This window comes from Streptomyces sp. NPDC001920, from assembly GCF_053594495.1.
On record NZ_JBSFEP010000014.1, the window covers coordinates 133,238 to 149,265 of the forward strand.

Below are 16,028 nucleotides of genomic sequence, written 5' to 3' on the forward strand. Positions count from 1 at the left end.
GATCCGGAGGTATCCCGTGTACGACCACATCGACCACCCTCGAGGCCGATTCCATCGCTGCCGCTCGCGGTGGGTGCCGCGCACGGTCCGGGCCGGTCACCGTCCGGCCGCCCGCCTCGTCTGCCCTGACTCCAGGGCGGCCGGACACAGCCCCAGGGCGCTGGGAAGGGCCGGACGATGAGCGTCGCCGCCCATGCCATCCGCCGCCAGCGGCACGACGCGGGGGAGCGGCCGTTCATCGTCATCTGGGAGTCCACCCGGGCCTGCCCGCTGGCCTGTCTGCACTGCCGTGCCGAGGCCGTGCCCGACCGCGACCCGCGCGAGCTGGACACCGCCGCGGCCAAGGATCTGCTGCGCCAGGTGGCCGCTTTCGGGCAGCCCGCTCCGCTGTTCGTGATCACCGGCGGTGACCCGTTCCAGCGCCCCGACCTGACCGAGCTCATCGCATACGGCCAGGAGGCCGGGGTCCGGGTCGCGGTGTCCCCGTCCGGTACCCCGACGCTCACCGCGGAGCGCCTGCGGGAGCTGCACGCGGCGGGCGCGGTCGGCCTCTCGCTGAGCCTGGACGGGTCCACCGCCGAGATCCACGACACCTTCCGTGGCGTGCCCGGGGTGTTCCGGTGGACCCTGGACGCCTGGGACACCGCTCGCGCCCTGGGCATGAAAGTGCAGATCAACACCACGGTCGCCCGGCACAACCTGCACGACCTGCCCGACATCGTCCGCCTCGTCGCCGAGCACGGGGCGATGCTGTGGAGTGCCTTCTTCCTGGTGCCCACGGGCCGTGGCCGTGCGCTCGGCGCGCTGACGCCGGGCGAGGTGGAGGACGTCCTCAACTTCGTCCACGACGTGGGCCTGACCGTTCCCGCCAAGACCACCGAGGCCCACCAGTTCCGCCGCGTCGCCCTGCAACGCCAGGTCCTCGCCACCACCGGCGACGACCACGTGGCGGTACTCGGGCTCGGCCCGCTCTACCGCGAACTGCGCGATCGAGCAGCCGAGTTGGGTCTGGACGCCCGAGCGCGCCGGGTGCGGCGCCCGCCGCTGGACGTCAACGCGGGCCGCGGCTTCGTCTTCGTTTCGCACACCGGCACCGTGCACCCGAGCGGCTTCCTGCCGCTGGGCGCCGGAAGCGTCCGGGAGAAGCCGCTGACGGAGATCTACCGCACCTCGGAGCTGTTCACCGGGCTGCGGGACGCCGACCGGCTGGGCGGCCGGTGCGGTGCATGCGAGTTCCGCCGCGTCTGCGGCGGCTCACGCTCGCGCGCCTACGGCGTCACCGGCGACCCGTTCGCCGAGGAGCCGTGGTGCGGATACCGGCCCGGATCCTTCCCCTACCAGCGGGAACTGGCCGCGCTGCTGATCGGCGGCACGGACTCGGAAGTGCCCGTCCGTCCCAGTCCGAACGCCGCCCCGGGCGGCAAGGAGCACCGTGTACACCAAGAACGATGACCCGGCCACGGGCGGTGGCCCTCCGCCCAGCAGGTTCAAGGGGTCCGGCCTGCGCAGCCGGCACCTGACCGCCCACGCCCTGGTCGCGGCCTGGGTCATGCTTGCGCTGCTGGCAGCAAGCGCGCAGCAGACGCTGCCCGCGGCACGCTGGCTGGCCATCCACCTGTTCCTGCTGGGTGCCGCCACCACCGCGATCGTGGTGTGGAGCGAGCACTTCGCCGTCGCCATGCTCCACGCCCCGCTCCCCGACCGGCGGTGGAGCAACACCCGGCTGGCCGGCGTCGACGTCGGCGCCGTCGGCGTCCTCACCGGCATGTGGGCCGACCTGCCCGTCCTGACCGGCGTCGGCTGCCTGTTGCTGATCAGCGCGATCGGCGCGCACCTGTTCGTTCTCGTCCGCATGGGCCGGGGCGCGCTGGGCGGAAGGCTCGCCCCGATCGCCGACTACTACCGGGCCGCCGCGGTGGCACTGATCATCGGGGCGGTACTCGGCTGGCTGCTGGCCACCGGCAAGGCCGGCCCGCACCACTACAGCGGGCTGAAGCTGGCCCACGTGCACGCCACTCTCCTCGGCTGGATCGGACTGCCCGTGCTGGGCACGCTGTTCATGCTCTGGCCCACCGTGCTGGGTGTGCGCATGGCCGAGCGCACCACCCGGCTGGCGCGCCGGGTGCTGTTGCTGACCGGGGGTGGCCTGCTGACCGCCGTCGCCGGACTGTCGGCCGGCCGGCGCGCGGCCGCCGTACCGGGCGTCGCCCTCTACGCGGCCGGCGTCGCCGTCGCGGCGTACCTGTTCGCCCGGACGGTGCGCCGACGGCCCGCGATCTCGGCGGCCGCCGCGTGGATGCTGGCCGCCGCCCTGGGGTGGCTCCTCGTCGGTGTGGTCGTGGACCTGGTGCTGCTGGCCGCACGGCCGCTCGACGAAGTACGGGACGCCATCGGGTCCCTGGTCCTGCTCCTGCTCGTCGGCCTGGTCGCGCAGGTCCTCATCGGGGCACTCACCTATCTGCTGCCCATCGTGCTCGCCGGCGGCCCCGAGGAACGGGCTTCGCTGCGGGCGGTGCTGGAGCGGGGCTGGGTGCCGCGCCTGGTCGTGCTCAACCTGGGCGTGGCCCTGTCGGCGCTGCCGTTTCCCGACCCGGGTGGCTCGGCGGGCACGCTGCTGGTCGCGGCGGCCGGGGGCGCGTTCCTTGCTCTCGTGGTGCGTGTGCTGGTGCACAGCGGGCGGGGACTGTTCACGGACGACGACAAGGCTGGTGCCCTGCGGCGCCCCGTCCTGTGGGGAACCGCCGCGGGGGCCGTACTGACAGTGCTGGCCGTGCTCGTGGCCAACAGCGGCGGGGACACGACCAGCCGGACAAGCGGCCCCAAGACTGCGGCCGCGGGCGCAGGGGTCACCCGCACGGTCGCCGTCACCCTGGCCGACATGCGCATCCGCCCGGCCCGGATCGAGGTCGCCGCCGGCACCGTGCTGCGGTTGGAGGTCACCAACACCGACACCCAGCGCCACGACCTCAAGGTCGAGGACGGTCCCGCCACCCCGATGCTCGCCAAGGGCGACACCCGCACCCTCGACCTCGGGCAGGTCACCGAGAGCCGCGAGGCGTGGTGCACCCTGCCGGGCCACAAGGCGGCCGGGATGACCATGGACATCGTCGTCACCGGCGACACCAGCACGTCCGGCGACACCACTCACGCGAGCGGGCACGACGGCCACTCCAAGACGACCACCGCGGGCGGCCCGGACCTGTCCGCCGACTTCTCCACGGCCTGGAAGCCACGCCAGGCCGACCTGGCGCCCGCGCCCGGCGGGACGGTCCACGAGGTCGAACTGCACGCCGCGCACACCACGGTCGAAGTGGCCCCGGGCAGGAAGCAGCAGATGTGGACCTTCGGCGGCACCGCACCCGGCCCCACCCTCCACGGCAAGGTCGGCGACGTCTTTGAGATCACCCTCGTCAACGACGACGAAGACATGGGCCACGGCATCGACTTCCACGCCGGCTCCCTCGCCCCGGACAAGCCCATGCGCACCCTGCAGCCCGGTGAGCGCCTGGTCTACCGGTTCCGCGCCGAGAAGGCCGGGGCCTGGCTGTACCACTGCAGCACCGCACCCATGCTCCAGCACATCGGCAACGGCATGTACGGCGCCGTCGTCATCGACCCGCCCGGCCTGGCGAAGGTCGACCACGAGTACGTGCTGGTCTCCTCCGCGCTCTACCTCGGCACTCCGGGCAGCACGGCCCAGGTGGCGAAGATGACCCATGGCACCCCGGACGCCTGGGTGTTCAACGGCATCGCCTCCCAGTACGCCAAGCGCCCCCTGAAGGTGAAGGCCGGTGAGCGGGCCCGCTTCTGGGTCGTCGCCGCCGGGCCGTCCGACGGCATCGCCTTCCACATCGTCGGCACCGTCTTCGACACCGTGTACAAGGAGGGCGCCTACCTGCTCAAGCCCGACCAGCCGGGCGGCTCGCAGGTACTGGATCTGACCACGGCGCAGGGCGGCTTCATCGAGACGACGTTTCCCGGGGCCGGCCACTACGCCTTCGTCGACCACGACATGCGCCACGCCCAAGCCGGCGCGCACGGCACCGTCGAGGTGAGCGACTGATGGACACCGTCGGCTGGTGGTCCCTGGTCCGATTCGTGCACGTGGCCGGCGCCGCCCTGTGGGTCGGCGGCCAACTGGCCCTGTCCCTGGTGATCCTTCCGCTGGCCCGCCACCTGCTCGCTCCGGAGGCCAAGGACAGCTTCACCGCCGCAGCCGGCCGCCGGTTCGGCATGCTGACCGGGGCCGTGTTCCTGCCGGCCCAGTTGGCGACCGGCTGGGCCCTGGCCTGGCACCGGGGCGTCACCTGGGCCTCGCTCGCCGAACCCGGCTACGGGCGTACCCTCGCGGCCAAACTCGCCCTGTTCGTCCTGGTGATGCTCGCCGCGGCCGGGCACGGCATCGCCCACGCCAAGGGCCGAGCCGAACTTGCCCGCGTCCTGGCGGTCGCCTCCCTCGTCGGCTCGCTCGGCGTCGTCCTGCTGGCCACCGCCCTGCCCTCCACCTGATCCGAGGTCAAAGAGAAAGAGGAGGCCTCATGCGCCCCCGAGCCCGGCCGGACACCGCCACCGCGGAGCCGCTCCTGGCGGCGGCCGTGGCAGCCCCGTCGATCCACGACACACAGCCCTGGCGCTTTCTCCCGGACCCCGGCAGCCAGGTACCGGGGAGGTCCCTTCGGCGCACGCGCGCACTTTGTCACGGACCGACCCGACGCACCGCGCCCCGTACCCGTCCGTGGGCGCCGCGGTCTTCGACCTTCGGCTCGCCACCGTCCACCAGGGCTGGCGGCCCGAGGTGAGACTGCTGCCGGATCCAGTGGCCGCTAAGACCAGTCGCGCGGGGCGGTTGCCAGCCGGCCTGCTGCGATCGCGCGGAGTGCGTCACGCGGGCCGAACAGGCGCAGTGCGTGCTGCTGGTCTCCTGGCACGTGGTGCCGCCTGGCGTCTTCCCACTCGCCGAATGAGGCCGGACGGCCCGCAGTGCAGGGCCGGTCAACCCTCGTCCCCGACGGGCCGGCGGCACAAGGTGGACGAAACAGAGGAGAGTTCGGTGAGGGAGCCGTGATGCAGATCCGGGAAGTCGACGCGCCGGCCGTTCAGGCCTTGCTGGCCGCGGCGGTGGCGGCGCCGTCGATCCACAACACGCAGCCCTGGCGGTTCGGCCTGGACCCGGACAGCAGGACGATCCTTGTTCATGTCGACCGAGGACGACGACTACCGATGACCGATCCCCATCTGCGTGCCCAGTACCTGTCGGTGGGCGCTGCTGTCTTCAACATCCGGGTGGCCGCGGAGTCCCTGGGCTGGAAGCCCGTTGTCCGGCTGCGGCCTGCACCAAAGGATCCGGATCTGCTCGCCACGGTGCAGTTGACCGACCCCGTTGAGGGCGGGCAGCTGTCCTTGAGCGAGCTGTACGGGGCGGTCGAGCGGCGCCACACGAGCCGGATGCCCTTCACGGGCCGTCCCGTGCCCGACCCGATCGTGACCGAGATGATCAGCTCGGCCCGGGCTGAGGGCGCGCACCTGGAGGTTCCCGACATCATGGCGACGCGGCGCCTGCTGCGCCTGACGGCGGTGGCCGAGGCCCGCAACACCGGCCACCCGGCCCGCGCGGCCGAGGCGCGTACCTGGATCACCGCCCCGGGTGCGGACGCCGCCTACGGCATTCCCTTCACGGCCCTGGGCCCGCGGGATGCGTCCGGACGGATACCGGTGCGGGACTTCACCGGTGCGCTGCCTGTGCCGCAGCTGCCCGCCCTGCGCTTCGAGCGCCATGCCCAGGCGGCCCTGCTGTGGACGTCCCACGACGGACGGGACGACTGGCTGCGGGCGGGGCAGGCCCTGGAGCGCCTGCTGCTGACGGCGACCGTGCACGGGGTGCGGACCTCGATGCTGCACCAGGCGATGGAGTGGCCGGACCTGCGGGAGGCGATGGCCGGATCGAGGAAGCGCTGCAGCCCACAGCTGTTGATCCGGTTCGGCTACGGCCCGGACGGCGCGCGTACGCCCCGCGCGTCCGCGAACGGCGTGGCTGATGCGCTGGAGATGGGGGGCCACCGCGGGGGTACCGGGCCGGCGGAGTGACCTCCCGCCGTCGGCCCGGGACGCTGCCCGCGCTGTCCGGACGCCTGCCCGTGTCGGAGGGCCGCACCGCACAGCGGCTACTCGCTGCGCCTCAGCGCGGGCCGGGCATTCCCTTGAGTTCGCGTCCGGTGACCATCTCGGACTCGATCCGTACGAACACCGACTCCCGCAAGGGCATCCAGGAGCTCGGGCCGGTCTGCGTCAGGCGCTCGTGCTCGGCGGGATCGGTCACCACGGTGGCTCGTCCGGTGACGACCACACTCCAGCCGGACCGGGTCGCCGCATCGAACTCGTCCGTCTCGAAGGCGACCACCACGCCGTCGATGGCGCGGACCAGGTCCGATTCCGGCGAGGTGCACAGCAGGACGGAGGCGTCCGTGTCCAGGGAGAAGTTGATGGGGAGGACCGCGGGCAGTGCCTGTCGGGTGTAGACCACGCGGCCGACCGGCACCTTGGCCAGCAGGCGCAGGCACTCCTGCCGGTCGAGTGCGCGAAAGCCGTCTGTCTGGAACATCGGTCCATCGTCCCCAGCCGGCGCTGGGCGGGGTAGGGCCGACCGGCCCTACCTCGCTGTGAAGCAGCGGCTGCACGCGGTGGCCTCGGGTACACGGGACCACGGCAGGGACAGTCGGGTCCGAACCGGGGGCCGGTCCGGCCCTCAGGAGGGACGGATGGCCCATGCGGGCGGCGAGCCCGGATGCGGACAGTGGTTATGGGACGCCGTCGGACAGGCAAGGGGCCCGCCCACGTGCTTGCGATCCCGGTGGTGCCGCACCACCATCCAGAGGAAAGGGACGGACAACATGGTCCAGCCGTTGAAGCCGAAGGGCGACAGCTCACCGTCAGGTGCTCCGGTATCCCGCCAGGCGTGGCTGATGCTGGCCTTGGCCACGGTCGGCTTCGCCGTGAACTTCTGGGCGTGGGCGCTGCTGAGCCCGCTCGGCCCGCGGTTCAAGGACAGTCTCGACCTGTCGTCGTTCGAGCAGTCGCTGCTGGTGGCAGTGCCGGTGGTGGTCGGTTCCCTGGGCCGAATACCAGTGGGCGCTCTGACCGACCGGTTCGGCGGGCGCGTGATGTTCCCGATCGTGTCGGCGGCCACCATCGTGCCGGTGCTCTACCTCGGCCTGGCCGGGCACTCCTCCCTCGCCACGCTGCTGATCGGCGGGTTCTTCCTCGGTATCGGCGGCACCGCCTTCGCCGTCGGCGTGCCCCTCGTGAGCGCCTGGTTCCCGCCCGAGCGGCGGGGCCTTGCCATCGGCGTCTTCGGCGCCGGCATGGGCGGCACCGCGATCAGCGCCCTGACCACCGTGAAGCTCGTCGACGCGAACACCATGGCGACCCCGTTCCTGATCACCGCCGGGGTGCTCGCCGCGTACGCCGTGTCCGCCGCGCTGCTGCTGCGCGACGCGCCCGGACGCACCGTGCCGACCGAGTCGCTGGGCCGCCGGCTGGCCGCCACCGCCCGTCTGGGCATCACCTGGCAGGCGTCCGCGCTGTACGCGGTGGCCTTCGGCGGCTACGTGGCCTTCTCCGTCTACCTGCCCACCTATCTCAAGACCGGCTATGGCCTGACGCAGGCCGACGCCGCGAACCGCATGGCCGGCTTCGTACTGCTGGCGGTGGCGATGCGCCCGGTCGGCGGCTGGCTGTCCGACCGGCTGGGCCCGGTCCGGGTGCTGGCCGGCTCGCTGAGCGTGGTGGTCGCCGGAGCGGTCGTGCAGTCGTTCACCCCGGTCCTGGCCCCGGTGGGCACGATCGCCTTCCTGTCGATGGCCGCAGCGCTCGGCGCGGGCAGCGGGGCGACCTTCGCCCTGGTGGCCCTCTTGACCCCGGCGAACCAGGTCGGCTCGGTCACCGGCGTGGTCGGCGCCGCGGGCGGGCTGGGCGGCTTCCTCCCGCCGCTGGTGATGGGCTCGCTGTACGGGCAGTACGGAACGTACGCGGCCGGTCTCGCCCTGCTCGCGATCGTGGCCGCGGCGGCGCTGGCCTACACCCTCACCGGCGTCCGCACCGCCGTCCACGGCGGTGACCGGGCTCCGCGCACCGGCCGTGGGCGCCGGCACCGCACCGCGCACACCACCGTGTGAGAACGCCCGGCTGAGAACGACGGACTGAACAACCGATAAGGAGCATCACCGGTGTGCGAGTACTGCGGCTGCCAGGCGCTGGAGACCATCGACGAACTGACCCAGGAGCACGAAAGGGTCGTGAACCTCATCAGCCACGTACGCGACGCCCGGCGTGACGGCGCGATCACCCGGATGGCCGAGCTCGCGCGCGAGATCACCTCCGTGCTCGGCCCCCACACCCAGGTGGAGGAGCACGGCTTGTTCCCCGCGATGGCCACGGAGTTCCCGGAGCAGATCGCCGCGCTGGAGGCCGAGCACCGCCGCATAGAAGCGGTGCTGGCGGAGGCGGACGGACCGTTCCTGACCGACCCGGGCTGGCCGGACCGGCTGATCGACACCCTCGACCTGCTGCGCGAGCACATCCTCAAGGAACAGGACGGCGTCTTCCCGGCCGCGCTCGCCACCCTCGGCACCGAGGAGTGGGAAGCGGTGGAGAAGGCGCGCGCAGAGGCAGGCAGGGCCCTGTCCCGGCCGGCTGCCTGACCGCTCATGCACGGCCCACCGCCGGACAGATCCGGCGGTGGGCCGCCTGTGCACTGCATTTCGGCCCGGCCGGGCTGCCTGCCGGGACGGCACCTCCCGGCATGGCCCTGTGGAACCCGGGTAACCGCCTCGGCGCGCTGACGATCTCCACGGGCCCTGTTTTGCCCGCTTGTGGTGCGGCTGTTGACCTTTGGGGGGATTGCGGTCGTAGAGTCGTGTGCGGCCAGACTCGATCACGACTCGAACGGGCCGGGACGCCCGGGGCGGAGTGGCACGGTGGGCACGGAAACCAGCCAGGCACGGGCGGGCATGGACGGCGAGCTGGCGGAGGCGCTGGTGCGCAGCCGCCGGTTCTTCACCCGGGCAGAGGTCTCTGAGGATCTGCGCACGCTGCACCGAAAGGGCGGGCGCCGGGCGGACGAGTTCTACCGGGACCGCTGGTCGCACGACAAGGTGGTCCGCTCGACCCACGGCGTGAACTGCACCGGCTCATGCTCGTGGAAGGTGTACGTCAAGGACGGCATCATCACCTGGGAGGCCCAGCAGACCGACTACCCGTCGGTGGGCCCGGACCGGCCGGAGTACGAGCCGCGCGGCTGCCCGCGCGGAGCGGCCTTCTCCTGGTACACCTACTCGCCCACGCGGGTGCGGTATCCGTACGTACGGGGCGTACTGCTCCACATGTACCGCGAGGCCAAGGCCCGCCTCGGCGGTGACCCGGTGGCAGCCTGGGCGGACATCGTCTCCGACCCGGAGCGCTCCCGCCGCTACAAGCGGGCGCGCGGCAAGGGCGGCCTGGTGCGGGCCGGTTGGGACGAGGCGGTCGAGATGGTCGCCGCCGCGCACGTGCACACCATCAAGGAGTACGGCCCGGACCGGCTGGCCGGGTTCTCGCCGATCCCGGCGATGTCGATGGTCTCCCATGCGGCCGGGGCCCGCTTCTACTCGCTGCTCGGCGGGGCGATGCTGTCCTTCTACGACTGGTACGCGGACCTGCCGGTGGCCTCACCGCAGATGTTCGGCGACCAGACCGACGTACCGGAGTCGGGGGACTGGTGGGATGCCGGCTATCTGATCATGTGGGGTTCCAACCTGCCGGTGACCCGTACCCCGGACGCGCACTGGATGGCCGAGGCCCGCTACCGCGGCCAGAAGGTGATCGCGGTCTCACCGGATTACGCGGACAACGTGAAGTTCGCCGACGAGTGGCTCGCAGCCCAGCCGGGCACCGACGGGGCGCTGGCGATGGCCATGGGGCATGTGATCCTCAAGGAGTTCTTCGTAGACCGGTTCACGCCGTACTTCACCGAGTACGTCAAGCAGTACACGGATCTCCCCTTCCTGGTCACCCTCGACGAGGCGGAGGGCGAGCCGGGCACGTACACGCCCGGCAAGTTCCTCACTGCCGCCGACCTCGGCGGCGAGGCTGCCGCGGCTGAGCACGCGGAGTTCCGGACCGTGCTGCTGGATGCGGCCACCGGGCAACCGGTGGTGCCGAACGGAACGCTCGGCGACCGCTACGGCGATGCGGGTGCCGGGAAGTGGAACCTGGACCTGGGCGACACCCGGCCCCGGCTCTCCGCCGAGGGCGGCGACGAGGTACCGGTCGCTGTCGAACTTCCCCGCTTCGACGCCCCCGACGGCGGCGCCGGCCGGCTGCGGCGAGGCGTGCCGGTACGCCGGGTCGCCGGACGCCTGGTGACCACGGTCTACGACCTGCTGCTGGCCCAGTACGGGGTGGCGCGCGACGGTCTGCCGGGGGAGTGGCCCACCTCGTACGACGACGCCACCCAGCCGTACACCCCCGCCTGGCAGGCGGCCATCACGGGCGTGGGCGCGGAGAAGGCGGCCCGGATCGCCCGGGAGTTCGCGGCCAACGCGGAGGAGTCCGGCGGCCGTTCGATGATCATCATGGGCGCGGGGACGAACCACTGGTTCCACTCCGACACCATCTACCGGGCGTTCCTGACCCTGACCACGCTGACCGGCTGTCAGGGCGTGAACGGCGGCGGCTGGGCCCACTACGTCGGGCAGGAGAAGGTCCGCCCGATCACCGGCTACTCCGATCGCGACCGCTGCCGACTGGAACCGTCCGGCCCGGCTGATGATCCAGACCGCGTACTGGTACCTGCACGGTGACCAGTTCCGCTACGACCCGTTCTCCGCCGACACTCTCGCGGCGGCCGGGTCCGGCGGCCCGTTCGCCGGCAGAGCCACGGCGGATGTGATCGCGCAGTCGGCGCGGATGGGCTGGATGCCGTCGTATCCGACGTTCGACCGCAACCCCCTCGATCTGGCCGACGAGGCCGAGGCCGCGGGCCGCCCGGTCGCCGAGCACGTCGTGGAGGAGCTCAAGGCCGGGCGGCTGGGGTTCGCAGGCGAGGATCCGGACGCCCCGGAGAACTTCCCGCGCGTGCTCACCGTGTGGCGCGCCAATCTGCTGGGCTCCTCGGCCAAGGGCAACGAGTACTTCCTCAAGCACCTGCTGGGCACCGACGCCTCCGTGCGGGCAGCCGAGGCGCCGCCGGATGCCCGCCCGCGTGACGTGGTGTGGCGGGAGGAGGCCCCGGAGGGCAAGCTCGACCTGCTGCTGAGCCTGGACTTCCGCATGACCAGCACGACCGTCTTCTCCGACGTGGTGCTGCCCGCGGCCACTTGGTACGAGAAGCACGACCTGTCCAGCACGGACATGCACCCGTTCGTCCACGCCTTCAACCCGGCGATCGCCCCGCCGTGGCAGACCCGCACCGACTGGGACGCCTTCCACACCCTCGCCGAGGAGTTCAGCCGCCAGGCCGCCGGCCACCTCGGCGTCCGCAAGGACGTGGTCGCCGCCCCGCTGCTCCACGACACCCCGGACGAGCTGGCCAACCCGCACGGCCGGGTCCGTGACTGGAAGGCGGGGGAGTGCGAACCCGTGCCCGACCGGACCATGCCCAAGCTGATCACGGTCGAGCGTGACTACGGTGCCGTCGCCGAGAAGATGGCCGCCCTCGGCCCGCTGCTGGACAGCCTGGGCGCCACCACCAAGGGAGTCACCTTCAAGCTGGAGCGCGAGCTGGAGTACCTGCGGCACAAGAACGGTACCGTGCGCGGCGGAGCGGCGGACGGCCGGCCGTCGATCGCCCGCGACGTGCACGCCTGCGAGGCGATCCTCGCGATGTCCGGCACCACCAACGGCCATCTGGCCACCCAGGGCTTCCGCACCGTGCAGGCGCGCACCGGGATCCGACTGGCCGATCTGGCCGCCGAGCACGAGGGCAAACAGATCACCTTCGCCGACACCCAGGCCGCCCCCGTCCCGGTGATCACCAGCCCCGAGTGGTCCGGCTCGGAGACCGGCGGGCGCCGCTATTCGCCGTTCACCGTCAATGTCGAGCGCCTCAAGCCCTGGCACACCCTCACCGGGCGGCAGCACTTCTACCTCGACCACGACTGGATGACCGCGTTGGGCGAGCAGCTTCCCGTGTACCGGCCGCCGTTGAACATGCACGCCTTGTTCGACGAACCCCACATCGGTGAGACGGGTGAACTCGGCGTGACCGTGCGCTACCTGACCCCGCACAACAAGTGGTCCATCCACTCCGAGTACCAGGACAACCTGTTCATGCTGTCCCTGTCCCGTGGCGGGCCGACGATCTGGATGAGCACGCAGGACGCGGCCAAGGTCGGAGTGAAGGACAACGACTGGGTCGAGGCGGTCAACCGCAACGGCGTGGTCGCCGCCCGCGCGGTCGTCTCGCACCGCATGCCGGAGGGCACCGTCTACATGCACCACGCCCAGGACCGGCTCATCGACGTGCCGCGCACCGAGACCACCGGCCGGCGCGGCGGCATCCACAACTCCCTCACCCGCCTGCTGATCAAGCCGAGTCATCTCATCGGCGGCTACGCGCAACTGTCGTACGCCTTCAACTATCTGGGACCGACCGGGAACCAGCGGGACGAGGTCACTGTCATCCGCCGCCGCGGCAACCAGGAGGTGACCTACTGATGCCCCGTGGCGAAGCCACCATCGGACGCGTCATGGCCCAGATGGCGATGGTGATGAACCTCGACAAGTGCATCGGCTGCCACACCTGCTCGGTCACCTGCAAACAGGCGTGGACCAACCGCACCGGCGTCGAGTACGTCTGGTTCAACAACGTCGAGACCCGCCCCGGCCAGGGCTACCCCCGCCGCTACGAGGACCAGGACACCTGGAAGGGCGGCTGGGAGCTGAACAAGCGGGGCAACCTTGCGCTGAAGGCCGGCGGCCGGTTCAAGAAGCTGATCCAGATCTTCTCCAACCCCAAACTCCCGGCCCTCGACGACTACTACGAGCCCTGGACCTACGACTACGAGACCCTCACCAACGCGCCACTGCAAGAGCACACCCCGGTCGCCCGCCCCAGGTCCCTGATCACGGGCAAGGACATGAAGATCTCCTGGTCGGCCAACTGGGACGACGACCTGGGCGGATCGTCCGACCACGGCGACAAGGACGTGCTGCTGAACGAGGTCTCGGAGAAGATCAAGTTCGAGTTCGAGCAGACGTTCATGTTCTACCTGCCGCGGATCTGCGAGCACTGTCTCAACCCGTCGTGCGCGGCCTCCTGCCCCTCGGGGGCCATCTACAAGCGGGAGGAGGACGGCATCGTCCTCGTCGACCAGGACCGCTGCCGCGGCTGGCGCATGTGCGTCACGGGCTGCCCGTACAAGAAGATCTACTTCAACCACCGCACCGGAAAAGCCGAGAAGTGCACCTTCTGCTTTCCGCGCGTCGAGGTCGGCCTGCCCACCGTCTGCTCCGAGACCTGCGTGGGCCGGCTGCGCTACATCGGCCTCGTCCTCTACGACGCCGACCGCGTCCTGGAAGCCGCCTCCACCCCCGACGACACCGGCCTGTACGAGGCCCAGCGGCAGGTCTTCCTGGACCCGAACGACCCGCAGGTGATCGCCGAGGCGGAGAAGGCGGGCATCCCCCGTGACTGGGTCGAGGCCGCCCAGCGGTCCCCGATCCACGCCCTGATCAACACGTTCAAGGTGGCCCTGCCCCTGCACCCGGAGTACCGGACCATGCCCATGGTCTGGTACATCCCGCCGCTGTCCCCGGTGGTCGACGCCGTCCGTGACACCGGCCAGGACGCCGAGGACCACAGCAACCTCTTCGCCGCGGTCGACTCGCTGCGCATCCCCGTCGACTATCTCGCCCAGTTGTTCTCGGCCGGCGACCCGGCCCCCGTGGATGCGGTCCTGCACCGGCTGGCCGCCATGCGCTCGTACATGCGCGACATCAACCTCGGCCGCGAGCCGAACGACACCATCCCGCAGTCGGTCGGCATGACCGGCGAGCAGCTCTACGACATGTACCGGCTGCTGGCCCTGGCGAAGTACGACGAGCGGTACGTCATCCCGCCCGCCCACGCAGAACAGGCCCACAAGCTGGAGGAACTCGCCACCGAGTGCAGCCTCGACTACGAGGGCGGCCCCGGCATGGGAGGCTCGGGCCCCTTCGGCGAGACCTCCGGCGGCGCCGCCCCGATCGCGGTGGAGAACTTCCACGCCCTGCGCGACCGGCAGACCTCCGACACCCCGGCCATGCCCACCGACAAGGCCACCCGCGTCAATCTCCTCAACTGGGACGGCAAGGGCTCCCCGCCCGGCCTGTTCCCGGACCCATCATCCGGCGGCGGCAGCGGTGCCGGCGCCAGCAGCGGCGGGGAGGCCGAGCCGAAGCCATGAAAGCCCGCACGAGGAAGACCACGCGCACAGCCCGCACCGAGCACTGGCACCCCTGTGCCTGGCAGGCCCAGTCCCTGCTGCTCGCCTACCCCGACGAGCAGTTCGAGCAGAGCCTGACCCTGGCCGGCCGGGTCGCCGCCACCCTGCCGGAACCGGTTGCCCACCCCCTGCTCCGGTTCACTGCACACGCCGAGCAGACCGCCACCGCCGACCTGGCCACCGCCTACGTCGCCACCTTCGACCACCGCAAACGCTGCTGCCCGTACCTGACGTACTACGCGCACGGCGACACCCGTAAGCGCGGCGTCGCCCTGCTGCGGCTGAAGCAGACGTACGCGGCGGCCGGCTGGCGCCTGAGCGACGACGAACTGCCCGACCATCTCGCCGTCGTCCTGGAGTTCGCCGCCACCGACCCGGGCACGGGAGCGCGCCTGCTCACCGAACACCGCGCCGGGCTGGAGCTGTTGCGTCTGGCCCTGAACGACGACGGCTCGCCCTGGGTCCACGTGCTGGACTCCGTCTCGGCCACCCTGCCCGTCCTCGCCGGCGACGACCGCGAAGCCGTCATGCGCCTCGCCGCCCAGGGCCCGCCCGAGGAACAGGTCGGCCGCGACCCGTACGCGTCCCCCGTGTTCCTGCCCGACCCCGTCGTAGGAGGTCCCCGATGAGCGCGCCCGCGCAGCCCCTCACCCTGGCGGCGGAGGCAGGCACCGGCGGCATCCTGCTGTGGGTCGTCCTGCCCTACGTGTCCCTCGCGGTCTTCGTCCTCGGCCACATCTGGCGCTACCGTTACGACAAGTTCGGCTGGACCACCCGCTCCTCCCAGCTTTATGAACGGCGCCTGTTGCGGATCGGCAGCCCGCTGTTCCACTTCGGCATCCTCGTCGTGCTCCTCGGCCACATCGGCGGCCTGGTCATCCCCAAGAGCTGGACGGAGGCGGCAGGGGTCAGCGAGCACACGTACCACATCGGCGCCGTCGTCCTCGGCACGATCGCGGGCGTCGCCACGCTCGGCGGGCTGGCCATCCTGATCTACCGGCGTCGCACCGTCGGTCCGGTCTTCTCCGCCACCACCCGCAACGACAAGGCCATGTACGTCTCCCTGACCGTGACCATCGTGCTCGGCCTGGCCGCCACGTAGCCGCGAACGTCGTCGGCGGAGGGTACGACTACCGCGAGACCATCTCGCCGTGGTTCCGGACGATCTTCTACTTCCAGCCCGATCCGGACCTGATGACCGGCGCCCCGGTGCTGTTTCAGTTGCACGCGATCAGTGCCCTGCTGCTGTTCGCGGCCTGGCCCTTCACCCGCCTCGTTCACATGCTCACCGCACCGCTGGGCTACCTGACCCGCCCCTACATCGTCTACCGCAGCCGCGATGCCCGGCTCGGCGCCCGCCCTCCGCGCCGTGGCTGGGAACGCGTGGGGTCATGAGCGACATGGTCCACCGCCGCGCGGCCCGAGTGGGTGAGGCCGCCGTCCAGGGAGCTGATGAAGCCGAGTGCCAGGGCGGCCGTCACCGGTGGCGGTGGCGGCTGCCAGAAAGGCGGCGTACCGATCGCAGACGGGAGCGCTGCAAGGGGTCGGGCATTCGGCCGGGGCTGCCGG

Annotated in this window: 9 protein-coding genes and 2 pseudogenes; 10 read left to right on the forward strand and 1 reads right to left on the reverse strand. The window is 71.5% G+C overall.

Annotation, left to right across the window (positions count from 1 at the left end):
• Positions 1–177 precede the first annotated feature (177 nt).
• The 4 genes from ACWCPI_RS24595 (at position 178) to ACWCPI_RS24610 (ending at position 6,084) form a co-directional block, all read left to right on the forward strand.
• Positions 178–1,452 (forward strand): TIGR04053 family radical SAM/SPASM domain-containing protein, encoded by a 1,275-nt coding sequence (locus ACWCPI_RS24595; protein ID WP_451040142.1) that lies wholly within the window; start codon positions 178–180, stop codon positions 1,450–1,452.
• Positions 1,433–4,063 carry a multicopper oxidase domain-containing protein gene (locus ACWCPI_RS24600; protein ID WP_451040143.1) on the forward strand — a complete coding sequence of 877 codons (2,631 nt, stop codon included), beginning with the start codon at positions 1,433–1,435 and terminating at the stop codon, positions 4,061–4,063. The genes ACWCPI_RS24595 and ACWCPI_RS24600 overlap by 20 nt, the downstream gene beginning before the upstream one ends.
• Positions 4,063–4,509: a hypothetical protein gene (locus ACWCPI_RS24605; RefSeq protein ID WP_451040144.1), complete on the forward strand. Its 447-nt coding sequence runs from the start codon at positions 4,063–4,065 to the stop codon at positions 4,507–4,509. Before ACWCPI_RS24600 ends, ACWCPI_RS24605 begins: the two co-directional genes overlap by 1 nt.
• Before the next feature lie 555 nt (positions 4,510–5,064).
• Entirely contained in the window at positions 5,065–6,084 is a 1,020-nt protein-coding gene (locus ACWCPI_RS24610) for an Acg family FMN-binding oxidoreductase (protein ID WP_451040145.1), read from the forward strand.
• Positions 6,085–6,175: 91 nt separating this feature from the next.
• Here the strand turns inward: ACWCPI_RS24610 and ACWCPI_RS24615 are convergent, their stop codons facing one another.
• Positions 6,176–6,598, reverse strand: coding sequence for a pyridoxamine 5'-phosphate oxidase family protein (locus ACWCPI_RS24615; protein ID WP_451040146.1), 423 nt, complete (start codon positions 6,596–6,598; stop codon positions 6,176–6,178).
• A gap of 289 nt (positions 6,599–6,887) precedes the next feature.
• On the opposite strand from ACWCPI_RS24615, the gene ACWCPI_RS24620 reads away from it, so the two are divergent.
• From ACWCPI_RS24620 to narI, 6 genes and pseudogenes are all read left to right on the forward strand, one after another.
• Positions 6,888–8,171 (forward strand): MFS transporter, encoded by a 1,284-nt coding sequence (locus tag ACWCPI_RS24620; protein ID WP_451040147.1) that lies wholly within the window; start codon positions 6,888–6,890, stop codon positions 8,169–8,171.
• Positions 8,172–8,222: 51 nt separating this feature from the next.
• Positions 8,223–8,696 carry a hemerythrin domain-containing protein gene (locus tag ACWCPI_RS24625; protein ID WP_451040148.1) on the forward strand — a complete coding sequence of 158 codons (474 nt, stop codon included), beginning with the start codon at positions 8,223–8,225 and terminating at the stop codon, positions 8,694–8,696.
• 309 nt (positions 8,697–9,005) lie between these two features.
• Positions 9,006–12,690, forward strand: a pseudogene (locus ACWCPI_RS24630) (nitrate reductase subunit alpha).
• Positions 12,690–14,420 carry a nitrate reductase subunit beta gene (gene narH / locus ACWCPI_RS24635; RefSeq protein ID WP_451040149.1) on the forward strand — a complete coding sequence of 577 codons (1,731 nt, stop codon included), beginning with the start codon at positions 12,690–12,692 and terminating at the stop codon, positions 14,418–14,420. Before ACWCPI_RS24630 ends, narH begins: the two are co-directional and overlap by 1 nt.
• Complete coding sequence (narJ, locus tag ACWCPI_RS24640) at positions 14,417–15,088, forward strand: nitrate reductase molybdenum cofactor assembly chaperone (protein ID WP_451040150.1); 672 nt, start codon at positions 14,417–14,419, stop codon at positions 15,086–15,088. Before narH ends, narJ begins: the two co-directional genes overlap by 4 nt.
• Positions 15,085–15,854: pseudogene (narI, locus tag ACWCPI_RS24645) on the forward strand (respiratory nitrate reductase subunit gamma). Before narJ ends, narI begins: the two are co-directional and overlap by 4 nt.
• Positions 15,855–16,028 lie beyond the last annotated feature (174 nt).

Bases quoted from the DNA above. Each gene is read 5' to 3' on its own strand.
- ACWCPI_RS24595 (WP_451040142.1), top strand. From the start codon at position 178: ATGAGCGTCGCCGCCCATGCCATCCGCCGCCAGCGGCACGACGCGGGG.
- ACWCPI_RS24605 (WP_451040144.1), top strand. From the start codon at position 4,063: ATGGACACCGTCGGCTGGTGGTCCCTGGTCCGATTCGTGCACGTGGCC.
- ACWCPI_RS24610 (WP_451040145.1), top strand. From the start codon at position 5,065: ATGCAGATCCGGGAAGTCGACGCGCCGGCCGTTCAGGCCTTGCTGGCC.
- ACWCPI_RS24615 (WP_451040146.1), bottom strand. From the start codon at position 6,598: ATGTTCCAGACAGACGGCTTTCGCGCACTCGACCGGCAGGAGTGCCTG.
- ACWCPI_RS24620 (WP_451040147.1), top strand. From the start codon at position 6,888: ATGGTCCAGCCGTTGAAGCCGAAGGGCGACAGCTCACCGTCAGGTGCT.
- narH (WP_451040149.1), top strand. From the start codon at position 12,690: ATGCCCCGTGGCGAAGCCACCATCGGACGCGTCATGGCCCAGATGGCG.
- narJ (WP_451040150.1), top strand. From the start codon at position 14,417: ATGAAAGCCCGCACGAGGAAGACCACGCGCACAGCCCGCACCGAGCAC.